Origin of the sequence: Ensifer sp. LBL (assembly GCF_050435225.1) — a bacterium.
In the GTDB taxonomy this organism is placed as follows: Bacteria; Pseudomonadota; Alphaproteobacteria; order Rhizobiales; family Rhizobiaceae; genus Ensifer.
Genome location: NZ_JBNDJY010000007.1, coordinates 139,647 through 151,882, shown reverse-complemented (window position 1 = coordinate 151,882; position 12,236 = coordinate 139,647). Strand labels below are relative to the sequence as shown.

The 12,236-nt window shown below is 63.0% G+C and carries 11 protein-coding genes and 1 pseudogene; 8 read left to right on the top strand and 4 right to left on the bottom strand.

All coding sequences use genetic code 11. From position 1 onward, the window contains the following. Positions 1 to 21 precede the first annotated feature (21 nt). The 3 genes from OKW20_RS25910 to OKW20_RS25900 are packed head-to-tail and all read right to left on the bottom strand — an operon-like array spanning position 22 to position 2,986. The gene (locus OKW20_RS25910) at positions 22 to 912 is read right to left on the bottom strand and encodes an NAD-dependent epimerase/dehydratase family protein (protein ID WP_429176777.1); all 891 of its coding nucleotides are present in this window, start codon (positions 910 to 912) and stop codon (positions 22 to 24) included. Beyond that, a complete protein-coding gene (locus OKW20_RS25905; RefSeq protein WP_043624107.1) occupies positions 909 to 1,769 on the bottom strand; it encodes a glycosyltransferase in 861 nt (286 codons plus the stop codon). The genes OKW20_RS25910 and OKW20_RS25905 overlap by 4 nt, the downstream gene beginning before the upstream one ends. Beyond that, positions 1,766 to 2,986, bottom strand: a complete 1,221-nt coding sequence (locus tag OKW20_RS25900) for an NAD-dependent epimerase/dehydratase family protein (RefSeq protein WP_043624110.1) — start codon at positions 2,984 to 2,986, stop codon at positions 1,766 to 1,768. The genes OKW20_RS25905 and OKW20_RS25900 overlap by 4 nt, the downstream gene beginning before the upstream one ends. 124 nt (positions 2,987 to 3,110) lie before the next feature. On the opposite strand from OKW20_RS25900, the gene ybgC reads away from it, so the two are divergent. Beyond that, positions 3,111 to 3,566 (top strand): tol-pal system-associated acyl-CoA thioesterase, encoded by a 456-nt coding sequence (gene ybgC / locus OKW20_RS25895; protein WP_043624113.1) that lies wholly within the window; start codon positions 3,111 to 3,113, stop codon positions 3,564 to 3,566. Between the two features lie 27 nt (positions 3,567 to 3,593). On the opposite strand, the pseudogene ligD reads toward ybgC, so the two are convergent. After that, a pseudogene (gene ligD, locus OKW20_RS25890) lies at positions 3,594 to 4,595 on the bottom strand (non-homologous end-joining DNA ligase); the annotation flags it as partial. Positions 4,596 to 5,030: 435 nt separating this feature from the next. Between ligD and tolQ the strand changes: the two are divergent. The 7 genes from tolQ (at position 5,031) to tilS (ending at position 12,168) form a co-directional block, all read left to right on the top strand. Next, the gene (gene tolQ, locus OKW20_RS25885; protein ID WP_034806243.1) at positions 5,031 to 5,753 is read left to right on the top strand and encodes a protein TolQ; all 723 of its coding nucleotides are present in this window, start codon (positions 5,031 to 5,033) and stop codon (positions 5,751 to 5,753) included. A gap of 27 nt (positions 5,754 to 5,780) precedes the next feature. Beyond that, entirely contained in the window at positions 5,781 to 6,233 is a 453-nt protein-coding gene (tolR, locus tag OKW20_RS25880) for a protein TolR (RefSeq protein ID WP_034806246.1), read from the top strand. A 9-nt stretch (positions 6,234 to 6,242) separates the two neighbouring features. After that, on the top strand, positions 6,243 to 7,322 hold the full coding sequence (locus OKW20_RS25875) for a hypothetical protein (RefSeq protein WP_429176773.1): 1,080 nt from the start codon (positions 6,243 to 6,245) through the stop codon (positions 7,320 to 7,322). 106 nt (positions 7,323 to 7,428) lie between these two features. After that, the gene (gene tolB / locus OKW20_RS25870) at positions 7,429 to 8,715 is read left to right on the top strand and encodes a Tol-Pal system beta propeller repeat protein TolB (RefSeq protein ID WP_245281720.1); all 1,287 of its coding nucleotides are present in this window, start codon (positions 7,429 to 7,431) and stop codon (positions 8,713 to 8,715) included. 297 nt (positions 8,716 to 9,012) lie between these two features. Beyond that, on the top strand, positions 9,013 to 9,546 hold the full coding sequence (gene pal, locus OKW20_RS25865) for a peptidoglycan-associated lipoprotein Pal (protein WP_034806256.1): 534 nt from the start codon (positions 9,013 to 9,015) through the stop codon (positions 9,544 to 9,546). A gap of 263 nt (positions 9,547 to 9,809) precedes the next feature. Further along, complete coding sequence (gene ybgF, locus OKW20_RS25860) at positions 9,810 to 10,838, top strand: tol-pal system protein YbgF (RefSeq protein WP_429176770.1); 1,029 nt, start codon at positions 9,810 to 9,812, stop codon at positions 10,836 to 10,838. Beyond that, positions 10,828 to 12,168: a tRNA lysidine(34) synthetase TilS gene (tilS, locus tag OKW20_RS25855; RefSeq protein ID WP_429176767.1), complete on the top strand. Its 1,341-nt coding sequence runs from the start codon at positions 10,828 to 10,830 to the stop codon at positions 12,166 to 12,168. Before ybgF ends, tilS begins: the two co-directional genes overlap by 11 nt. Positions 12,169 to 12,236 lie beyond the last annotated feature (68 nt).

Here is a 12,236-nt window from a genome sequence, read left to right as displayed (position 1 = left end):
GAACGGCTCTCTGCTGCGGCCTCAGCCGAGCAGCTTTTCGATCGTCTCGCGCAGCCGCGGCAGCCCGCCCGGCGTCCACCCGAGCGTGCGCAAGCGGTTGCAGTCCATCGCGTTGAAATCAGCCAATGCGGCCGGTTCGGGCAGGTCGTTCGTGCAACCGGTGATTTCACGCACGATTTCCAGAATGGTACGGCTGTCGACGAGGATGTCGGAGACGTTGAAGACCGAAGCCGGTAGGCGGCGTGCTTCCGCTTCAAGCACGAGGCGCACGGCGGCTGCGACATCGTCGCCATGCACTTCCGTGCCGGCCCGCGGCGCAACCGGGCGGCCCTGCAGATAGTCGTCGAACAGGGCCTGCCATTTGTGCGACGCCCCATTGCCCGGCGCTCCGTAGACGCCGGTGACGCGCAGGCTCGCTGTCTTGAAGTCGTTCGTGCTGAGCAGTTCCAGTTGCCGTTCCGCCTCAAGCTTGAGCGTGCCATAGAGGCTCTCGGGATGGCAGGCCGACCCCTCGGTCAGCACCGTGCCCGCCGGGTGTGCTCCATAGACCGCGCGGCTCGACAGGAAGATGCAGCGCTCCACGCCTTGGTTCCGTGCCGTTTCGAACAGGCGGACCGAACCATCGAGATTGGCGCGGCAAAAACCCTCGGGGTCGTCGCCTTCGCCACCGCGATATCGGCCGGGGATGTGCTGGAAGGCGGCATGGATGAAACACTGGACATTGTCGAAGGCCGCGCCGCGATCGCTCGTCGGATCGAGCGACAGAGGTACGAAATCAACAGGTTCGCCGACGAAGGTGCCGGCGGGCCGCGTGCGACCACCCACCACCACCTCGTACCCGGCCTGTAGCAGATGCTCGACGATGAAACGGCCGACGAAGCCTGTGCCGCCGGAGACAAGCACCCGGCTCATCGGCGGGCTGGGTTGGCGAGCGATGCGATGTCCGGAATAGCCTCTCCTGTGAGATAGCCGTGCCAGAGATCGATCAGCGGCTGCAGGGCCTCCCGGCGCGGATGATCCTTCTCCCAGGGCTTTTCATACTGGTAGTGCAGCACGCCGATCGCGCTCCATTCCCAGAGTTCCGGCAGGTTGAACCAGACATATTGAAGCATGTTCATCGTCACCGGCAGGCCGTGCCAGTCCGGGAAGAACGTCTGCAGAAAGCTCTGGTCGGTGCGCGGCCAGAAGGCGTCCGGCGCGTCAAGCCGAGTGAGCATTCTGTCGAATGTCGCCAGTGACGGTTCGGCGACGAAGACGCCGGAATTCAGCCGGTGAAAATCCGCAAGACTTTCATAGACATTGGGGGCGGCCGAGAATTCCGGATAGGCGAACAGCCGGTCGATATTCCTGAGAACGATCGCGTCGGCATCGATGAAGACGCAGCGGCGGTATTCGCCAAGCTGCCAGAGCCGGAGCTTGCAGAAGTTGTCGAGCGGCGAGTGGAAGTCGGGCTTGCGGCCCTTGGTGAAGGGCGCCTGCTCATGCACGTTCCGGCGCTGATGACGCGCGTTGAATTCGTCGGAGAGCGGCAGGAGGTCGGTCTCGACCATGCGGCATTGGAATTCTGCGAGCGGTGCCAGCGCCTCGTGCGAAACGCCGCCGGTATGGAGCACGACGATATCGGCCTTCGTGCCCGTCAGCCTCATGGAGCGCGCCAGCGCGCGGGCGCCAAGCGCATAGTCGGCATTGGTGACGAGCGTCACATAGGCATGGTCGGCTTGGGGAGGCGAGGAGGGGCGGAGCCCCTCCGAAGGATCGGTCGATCTCATGAAACGGATTTCAGCCGCTTGCCCTCTGGGTCGTGGTTGATGAGCGGCGCGATGTCCTTGGTCCAGGCGGAGACGGCGGGCACGCGCGTTCTGTCGACACGATAGGCGAATTTCTTGGCGACATCGACAATTTCCGTAAGAAGCCCATCCTGCAGCCGCGTCGGGTTGAGGCCGAGGCTCAGGAATTTCTCGTTGTGCACGACGAGTTCGTTCTCGGCGGCTTCCTTGCGCGGGTTCGGCAGCCAGGCGATCTGAGCGCCCGATATCGTGGCGATCATCTCCGCGAGGTCGCGCACCCTGTGGGTTTCGGTCATCTGGTTGAAGATCTCGACGCGGCTGCCGCGCGCCGGCGGGTTCGTGAGTGCCAGCTCGATGCAGCGGACCGAGTCCTGGATATGGATGAAGGCGCGTGTCTGGCCGCCCGTGCCGTGCACGGTCAACGGATAGCCGATCGCCGCCTGGATGAGGAAGCGGTTCAAGACCGTGCCGTAGTCACCGTCATAGTCGAAGCGGTTGATTAGCTGCGGGTGGCGGCGCGTCTGCTCGGTGTGGGTGCCCCAGACAATGCCCTGGTGCAGGTCGGTTATCCGAAGCCCGTCGTTCCTGGCATAGAACTGGAAGAGCAGCTGATCCAGGCACTTGGTCATGTGGTAGATCGAGCCGGGATTGGCGGGGTAGAGGATTTCCTGGCTGACGGTCTCGCCGCCCATCGTTTCGATGCCGACAGGCAGATAACCCTCGGGGATTGCCGCACCGATGGTGGAGTAGCCGTAAACGCCCATGGTGCCGAGATGAACCAGGTGGGCGTCGAGGCTGAGTTCGACCAGCGCATTCAGCAGATTATGCGTGGCGTTGACGTTGTTGTTGACCGTGTAGTTCTTGTGGCGGTCGCTCTTCATCGAATAGGGGGCGGCGCGCTGCTCGGCAAAATGCACGATGGCATCAGGGCGATGTTCGGCGAGCCAGTTCTTCAGAAGCTCGTAGTCGCGGGCAAGATCGATCAGGTTGAAATGGATGCGGCGGCCGGTTTCGGCATGCCAGATGCGGGTGCGTTCCTGGATCGAATCCATCGGCGTCAACGACTGCACGCCCAGTTCCGTATCGATCCATCGGCGGGAGAGATTGTCGAGGATATGAACGTCGTGACCGGCATCGGACAAATGAAGGGCCGTGGGCCAGCCGACGAAACCGTCGCCGCCGAGAATCGCAATCTTCATGCACGTTCTCCTGATCGCAAAGGAAGTCCGTCACGTGATAGGATAGGATTGTGACAAGGCTGCAATGCTTGCAAACGGCTTTTTGTTCCTGCACAGGAAACGGGAAATTCTTTCGGAGAAAAGTATGTCCCTGATTTCGCTCGCAGGCGAACTGACCGAAAACGGCCATCAGCTGATCCAGCGCGTCTATTACGAAGACACCGACTTTTCCGGCGTCGTCTACCATGCCCGCTACCTGCACTTCATGGAGCGCGCCCGCACCGATTTCCTGCGGTTGCTCGGCGTCGAACAGGCGACGCTGGCGATCGAGGGCGACAGCGAGGGCCTCGTCTTCGTCGTCCATCGCATGGAGATCGACTTCAAGGCGCCGGCGCGCATGGACGACATCCTGACGATCACGACCGTCACGGAGAAGGCCGGCGGCGCCAAGATGGTGCTGCAGCAGGAAATCCGCCGCGGCGAACAGTTGCTGATCGCTGCCAAGGTGATCATCGCCGTGATCAATGCTCAGGGCCGCCCACGGCGGCTGCCGGAGGCGCTGGCCTACAAGTTCCAGCATGCCAAGGAGAGCGCCGGCTAGGCCGGCACGCCCGGCACGCGCGCGGGCCTAGTCCGCCGCTTCCATGCCGAGCTGCTTCAGCATCTCGTCGGTCAAGGATTGCTTCGCCTTCGCGAAGTCCCGCCAGGGATCCGTGCCGCGTTCGATCCGTTCGAGACTGTCGGCGATGCGGAAGCTGTTGGCGGCGTCAAGACCGGCAAGCTCCTCCCAACTGACGGGCGTGGCGACCGGGCAACCGGCTCGCGCACGGGTCGAGTAGGGGGTGATCGCCGTCGATCCGCGTTCGTTCCGCAGCCAGTCGATGAAGATCCGCCCTTTCCGTTTTTCCTTCGACATGGTGGCGATGAACTTGTCCGGTTCGCGATCGGCAAAGCCTTGCGCAAAGGTCTTGGCAAAGGCCTTGGCCTGCGCCCAGGTGGCGTGCTCTGCCAGGGGCACGATCACGTGCACGCCCTTGCCGCCGGTAACCATCGGCATCGACGCCAATCCGATGGCGGAGAGCGCATCGCGAAGCGCCGTCGCTGCGGTCTTGACCATGCTGAAATCAAGGCCCTCGTCCGGGTCGAGGTCGAAGACCAGCCGGTCCGGTGTTTCAAGCGCATCGACCCGCGAACCCCAGATGTGGAATTCGAGCGATCCCATCTGCACCGCAGCGACCAGGCCGGCGGCATCTTGCACGTACATGTAGTTTTCGGTTTCGCCGGAACTTTCGGTGATCGCCATTTCCTTGATCTCTTCGGGAAAACCATCCCCGGCATGCTTCTGGTAGAAGCGCGGTCCCTTCAGCCCCTGCGGGGCGCGCACGAGCGACAGCAGGTGTCTGGCGGCGCAGGGCAGCATGCGATCGGCGACCACCGCGTAATAGCGGGCAAGATCCAGTTTGCTGATGCCGCTGTCAAACAGCAGCCGTTCGGGGTGCGTGATCGTTATGCCGGCAACCGTCTCTTCAGGGGCGGCCGGACGGGACTTCGCGGGTGTCGCCCCGGCACCCTTCGATGTCCCGGGGGCCGGCTTGCCCTTGTTCCGTTTGGTGGCGGTGTCTTCCGTTTCGGTCATTCTCATCACCCGCAGCGCGATTGGATGGTCCACGGCCTGTGGCCTGTCTGGAGATCGACAGGCCCGATGTCATCAAGGTCAGGATATCGCGAGAATGGCAACTTGTCGCAACGTCCGGTCGAGGATCGGGTCGTGGTCAAGAAACGTGGCGGTAGCGGGTAAGTTCCGCCCCGAAGGTGACGCTGTAAAGACACACAACGGTAACGGTCTCTTAACCATAATGGTGTCTTAATCATCGCATCAGGATTTGTGCAGTGCACGTCATCCTTTGACCAAAATTGACGGAGAGAAGGCAACCTAAAGCTAATTAAGGTCGCGATGGTGCGATCTGCGGCGGTGCCGGGCACTCTTGCAAACAGGACGTTTGGGCTACCCGGTCACGAGCATGAACCGCTCTTGCCGGGTGTTTGGATTCGGGGACTGAAGACGATGGAACAGGTTGGATTGGCCGCGGCAACACACGATGTGAGCCTTTGGTCGCTATTCATGCAAGCGGGCTTCGTCGTGAAGCTGGTCATGCTGGGGCTGGTTGCAGCCTCCGTCTGGACCTGGGCGATCGTCGTCGACAAGACGCTCAACTACGGTCGCGTCCGTCGCCAGCTCGACAGCTTCGAGCAGGTGTTCTGGTCCGGCCAGTCGCTGGAAGAACTCTACCGCACGCTTGCCGACCGCCAGACGGCCGGCATGGGTGCGATCTTCGTGTCCGCCATGCGCGAATGGAAGAAGAGCTTCGAGCGCGGTGCCCGTTCGCCGATCGGCCTGCAGATGCGTATCGACCGCGCCATGGACGTGACGCTCGCCCGGGAATCGGAATCGCTGGAGGCCCGCCTCGGCTCGCTCGCGACCATCGGTTCGGCAGCGCCGTTCATCGGTCTCTTCGGTACGGTCGTCGGTATCATGACCTCGTTCCAGGCGATCGCCGGTTCGAAGTCGACCAACCTTGCGGTCGTGGCGCCCGGTATTGCCGAAGCGCTGCTTGCGACCGCGATCGGCCTTCTCGCCGCTATCCCCGCGGTTATCGCCTACAACAAGTTCTCGGCCGACGCCGGCAAGCTGTCGGCACGCATGGAAGCTTTCGCCGACGAGTTCTCCGCCATCCTGTCGCGGCAGATCGACGAGAAGCTCCAGAACCCGCGCCAGGCCGCGCAGTAATCGCCAGAGAGTACGGAGACCACGCTGATGGGTATGTCGGTTGGCGGAGCCAAAGGTTCGGGTGGCGGACGTCGTCGCCGCGGCGGCAAGAAAGCCATGATGAGCGAAATCAACGTGACGCCGTTCGTCGACGTCATGCTCGTGCTCCTGATCATCTTCATGGTGGCCGCACCGATGATGACGGTCGGCGTGCCGATTGATCTGCCGGAAACGCAGGCAAAGGCGCTGAATTCCGATACGCAGCCGATCACCGTCTCGGTCAACCCGGCCGGCGAGATCTACCTGCAGGAAACCGCGATCGCCATCGATGAAGTCGTGCCGAAGCTCGAGGCGATTGCCACCACCGGCTACAACGAGCGCATCTATGTGCGCGGCGACACCAATGCCGACTACGGCACGGTCATGAAGGTCATGGCCCGCATCTCTGCCGCCGGGTTCAAGAACCTCGGCCTCGTCACGCTGCAAGAACAGGAAAAGTGATCGTCCACGATGAAGGGCAGTCTCGCTACATCTGCTGTCCTCCACGCCATGGTCTTGACCTGGGCGCTGGTGTCGCTTGGCAGCCCGGCTGACTTCCAGGTCGCCGACGTCGAGGCTTTGCCTGTCGACATCGTTCCCTATTCGGAGATGACGCAGGTTCAGCAGGGCGACAAGAAGGCACCGAAGAAGGAGCATTCGTCGCCGGTTCCGACCAAGCGTCCGGAGACGAACCAGCCGGCCGAAAATGTCGGCGACAACGATACCGACCTGAAGACCCCGCCGACGCCGAACGCCAAGCCGTCGAAGAGCGAAGCCACGGCGTCGCCTGAAAAGAACGACAAGCCCGAGCCGACGCCCGATCCGGTCGAGCAGGAGATCAAGAAGGTAGAGGAATCCAAGCCCGCCTCCGAACCTGCGACAGAAGTTGCCGCTCTGCCGGAACCGAAGCAGGAAGTGAAGCCGGAGACGAAACCCGACCCGGCACCCGCCGAAGAAAAGCCGGCCGAGAACCCGGAAGCCGAAGCCTTGCCTGAGAAGGTGCCGACGCCGGCTGCAAAGCCGAAGGTCGAAAAGCCGGCCCAGAGCGCCAAGACGCCTGACCGCAAGAACGAGGCAACGCCGAAGGAACAGAAGAAGGCCGCCTCCACCGAGGAAAGCAAGTTCAACGCCGACGAGATCGCCGCTTTGCTCAATCGGCAGGATCCGTCCGCCGGTGGCGCCAAGCGCTCGACGCAAGAGGCGGCCCTTGGCGGCAAGAAGACGATCGGCGTGGGCTTGAGCGCCAACGAAATCGACGGCGTGAAGGGGCAGATCCAGGGCAACTGGTCGCTGACCCCCGGCCTGACCGGCGTCGAGGAAGTCCGCGTCACGGTCCGCGTGCAGCTCGACCAGGCCGGCAATATCATCGGCACGCCCGAGGTTACCGCAACCGGCGGTCCGGAAGGTACGCGCCGCGCCGTTGAAAGCAGCACCTTGCGCGCGATCCGCCGTTCGGCCCCGCTACAGAACCTGCCGCCTGAAAAATATGAGGGCGAAAAAGGATGGAATACCCTCGTGCTGAACTTCGACCCCTCGGAATTCGCACTCTAGAGCTGCCGGGATTGGAACCCATGCCGGATAGCAAACCACCCCTGCAAACCCTTCGTACGAAGCTGAAAGGCTTGTCTCTATGATCAAGGTCTCTCTTATCCGCGCCATGATGGTGGCCGCGGGCATGTTAGTCGCCGTCGTGGCGGCGGTGACGCCGGCGAACGCTGAAGTCGAAATCAACATCAACAAGGGCAACGTCGAACCGTTGCCGATTGCTGTTACCGACTTCCTCCAGGGCGAACTCGGCCAGAAGATCTCCGACGTGGTCGCAGCCGACCTGAAGCGTTCGGGTCTGTTCGCGCCGATCAACAAGGGCGCCTTCATCGAGAAGATCAGCAATCCGGATGCGACGCCGCGTTTCGAGGACTGGAAGGTCATCAACGCCCAGGCGCTTGTCACCGGTCGCGTGACGCAGGAAGGCGACGGCAGGCTGAAGGCCGAGTTCCGCCTGTGGGATACGTTCGGTAACAAGCAGATGACCGGCCAGCAGTTCTTCACCCAGCCGGAAAACTGGCGCCGCGTGGCCCACATCATCGCCGACGCGATCTATCAGAGCGTCACCGGTGAAAAGGGCTATTTCGATACGCGCATCGTCTATGTCGCCGAAAGCGGCCCGAAGACGGCACGCAAGCGTCAGCTCGCGATCATGGACCAGGACGGCTTCAACGCCCGTGCTCTCACCAATTCCAACGACATCGTTCTGACGCCGCGCTTCTCGCCGAACCGCCAGGAAGTCACCTACATGTCGTTCGAAAACCAGCAGCCGCGCGTCTACCTGCTGCAGCTGGAGACCGGACAGCGCGAGGTGGTCGGCAACTTCCCCGGCATGACCTTCTCGCCGCGCTTCTCGCCGGATGGCCAGCGGGTCATCATGAGCCTGCAGCAGGACGGCAACGCCAATATCTACACCATGGACCTGCGCTCGCGCACCACGACGCGCCTCACCAACACCGCGGCGATCGACACCGCGCCGTCCTATTCGCCGGATGGCAGTCAGATCGCCTTTGAAAGTGACCGCGGCGGCCGCCAGCAGATCTACGTCATGGGTGCCGACGGCTCCGGCCAGCGCCGCATCTCCTTCGGCGACGGCTCCTATTCGACGCCGGTCTGGTCTCCGCGTGGCGACCTCATCGCCTTCACCAAGCAGTCGGGCGGCAAGTTCTCGATCGGCGTGATGAAGACCGACGGTTCGGGCGAACGTATCCTGACCACCGGCTTCCACAACGAAGGCCCGACCTGGGCGCCGAACGGCCGCGTCCTGATGTTCTTCCGCCAGGGCGCTGGTTCGGGCGGACCGCAGCTCTACTCGATCGATCTGTCGGGTTACAACGAGCAACTGATCCAGACGCAGGGCTTCGCATCCGACCCGGCCTGGTCGCCGCTGCTCGAGTAGTTCACGACGGCTTTGGGTCGCCCGATCCAAAGCCGTTGACGTGATCGCCTCTCGTCCACTCGAGGGCGGGAGGCCCGCGGAAAGCCGCGTCCTTATTTCCTGATCCCGCTGCAGGCTGATCCGATTTGCGGCGGGAAAATGTGGCAATGATGCCGCTTTCTCGCCGCAAAGTGCTGGTCTAGCAGGGCCCGAGCCGAAATTATCGATTTGTTAACCATAACTGTTGAATAGCGATTAACCGCTTCCGGTTACAGTCTGGCAACCGTGAATTCAGACACTTCTCAAGGAGACCGGCGTATGAGCCGAATTGACACCCCGGCCGCAGGCCGCATGCAGACCATCGCTCGCAACCCGGTCATGATCGCCCTGGTCATGACGCTTGCCCTGGCTGGCTGTGCATCGAAGAAGAACCTGCCGGGCAGTGCTGGCGAACTCGGTCTCGGTGGCGCCGGTTCGGCAACGCCGGGCTCGCAGCAGGACTTCACCGTCAATGTCGGCGACCGCATCTTCTTTGACACCGACTCCACCTCGATCCGCGCCGACGCGCAGCAGACGCTCGCTCGTCAGGCCCAGTGGCTCGCCAAGTACCCGAACTACGCGATCACCATCGAAGGCCATGCCGACGAACGCGGCACGCGCGAATACAACCTGGCGCTCGGCGCCCGCCGTGCGGCTTCCACCCGCGACTACCTGATCAGCCAGGGCGTTCCGTCGAACCGCATGAAGACGATCTCCTACGGCAAGGAAAAGCCGGTCGCCGTTTGCGACGACATTTCCTGCTGGTCGCAGAACCGCCGCGCCGTTACCGTTCTCGGTGGCGCTGGCATGTAATGATGCCGCGGCCGCGCGCATCGCGTGGCCCGGAATCACGATGTGATCCGAGGAGGCGCTGCGTGTTCCGGAGATCACAGATCGCTAAATTAAAAGGGCGGCCCTCGGCCGCCCTTTGCTTTTTTACCACACTTTGGCCGAACTCCGTTGCTTTTTCAGGGCAATTGGAAAACTGTGCGGCAATCACCCAGATGACTCGGCGAGATGTATTGCGGGCCCCTGGTCAAGGGTGGGACAACCGGTATTCGAACAGGACAAATGAAATGAAGAAATTTGTCGTGGCGGGCCTGATCGGTCTTGCGACCCTTGCGGGTCTCGGCCAGACGGCGAACGCCATGCCTCTTTCAGGGCTGCTGGCCCGAACGGCTGAGACCAACAGCGGCGTGCAGAACCTGCCCGTCGTGAAGGTGCAGTCGGCCGAAACCGCACGGATTGGCCAGCTCGAAGAACAGATCCGCTCGCTCAACGGGCGTATCGAGGAAATGAGCTTCCAGCTCTTGCAGATGCAGGAGCAGATCCGGAAGTTCCAGGAGGACAACGAGTTCCGCTTCCAGGATCTGGAAAGCGGCAAGGCCTCCCCCAAGAAGAGCGGCGCTCTGCAGACGCCGAAAACCAGCGATCAGGCGTCCGTCACCCCGGGGGTGACGGATAGCCAGACCATGGCGCCGGGCGCCGGCGGCAACGACATGGCGTCTTCCGGCGTTTCGTCCGGAGCAGGCCAGGGCGGCAATGGCGCGGCCCCGCCGTCGACACTCGGGCAGATCGTCTTCGACGAGAACGGCAATCCGGTCGCAGCGACGACCGATGGGCGGCCGGGCGCAAACGCCACGCTTCCCGGCGTTGATTCCGGCGCACCGGCCGATGGCGGCCTGAACAGCAATCCCGGTAGCCAGCAGACCGCGTCTCTCGACAATCCAGGCGACCTCTACCAGTCGGCCTACGGCCATGTGCTTTCGGGCGACTACAGCACCGCCGAACAGGAATTTGGCGATTACCTGGCCGCCTTTCCGAAGGGCGACAAGGCAGCCGATGCCAGCTTCTGGCTGGGCGAAGCCCAATATTCGCAGGGCAAGTACAGCGACGCCGCAAAAACCTTCCTGAATGCGCATCAGGCCCACGGCAAATCGCCGAAGGCGCCCGAAATGCTTCTGAAGCTCGGCATGTCGCTTGGCGCGCTCGACAACAAGGAAACCGCCTGTGCGACGCTGGGCGAAGTCAACAAGCGCTATCCCAAGGCCTCGCCTGCGGTGAAGGCGAAGGTGACGAGCGAGCAGAGCCGCTTTGGCTGCTGAGGCTCCCGCGCCGACAGCCGTTGTCGAAACGGCAAAACGATTTCTTGCCTCCTTTCTTCGCCCAACGCGCATCCTCGTCGCCGTCTCCGGCGGGAGCGATTCCAAGGGCTTGCTTCTCGCCCTGAACGAGGCGATCGAGGCAGCCGAACCCAAGAGATTTTCCCTGGCCGCATGTACGGTCGACCACGCGCTGCGGCCGGAATCGGCCGAGGAAGCGCGCGGTGTTGCTGCGTTCTGCGCAAGCATCGACGTCCCACACCTCATCATGCGTTGGAATGGCGCGAAGCCGCCGACCGGCATTCAGGCGGCAGCGCGCGAGGCGCGTTACCGGTTGCTGGCGGATGCCGCCGAGCGGTTTGAGGCCGGCTGCATCGTCACCGGCCACACCAGCGACGACCAGCGCGAAACGATCCTGATGCGGACGCAAAGGGCGCAGGGGCCGGGTGCATCCGGCATGGCGAGCGCCACGCTTTACGACCGCCGGGTCTGGGTGCTGCGGCCGTTCCTTAGTCTTGATCGGGCGTCGATCCGCGCCTTTCTTGCGACGCGCGATGTGAGCTGGTTCGATGACCCGAGCAACGCCAATCCGACTTTCGAGCGGGTCCGCGTCCGGACTGAACTGGCGCAATCGCCGCGACCGGAGGAGGGGGCATGGGATGCTGGAGCCAGGGCCCGGTCGTCGGCAAGGGCTGCCGGCTTCCTCACCCGCCAGGTGCGCGTGCATGCGAGCCTGGTGGTGGAGATCCCGCGTGCTCTCGCCAACCATCGCGACAACGTCGATTGGCAGCGGGCGCTGCTTGCGCTGGTGGCCGTCGTCGGCGGTCGCGCGCATATCCCCGCAGCCGACACGGTGAAGCGGGTAGCCGCGTTTCTGCAAGAAGCAACGCCCGGCAGGATGACGGCCGGACGATGCGTGTTCGACCTGCGCGCAAGCGGACTCTACCTCTATCGCGAGGCGCGGGGCCTGGCGACTTTGACGCTTGCGGGCGGTAAGACCGGAACATGGGACGGCCGCTTCCATGTGCACAACGGCGCAAGCATGCCCATCTCCGTCGCGGCAGAAGGCAGGGGCGGGCCACAACAGCAGAGACTTATTGCCGCAGGCCTGCCACCGGGCGTTGCTGGCCGTGCATCGCTTGCGGCGCCGAAGGTCCTGTCTGGGAACGGCGAAAGTGTCGCATCCGTCACAATCGAACCGCGGATCGGGCTCTACGACACCTTTTTGCCGGGTTTCGACCGGATCATGGCCGATCGGATCGCCGGATTGTTCGGACGAGAGCCTTATCCTCCGCCGCCGGTTCACGATCTGTTGACAGAAATGGAACGGTAGCCGGCGGTTTGCCTTGGCAATACGTCACCAGAACCCTATGTTAGGGAGCAAGACAGCGGCTCGCGAAA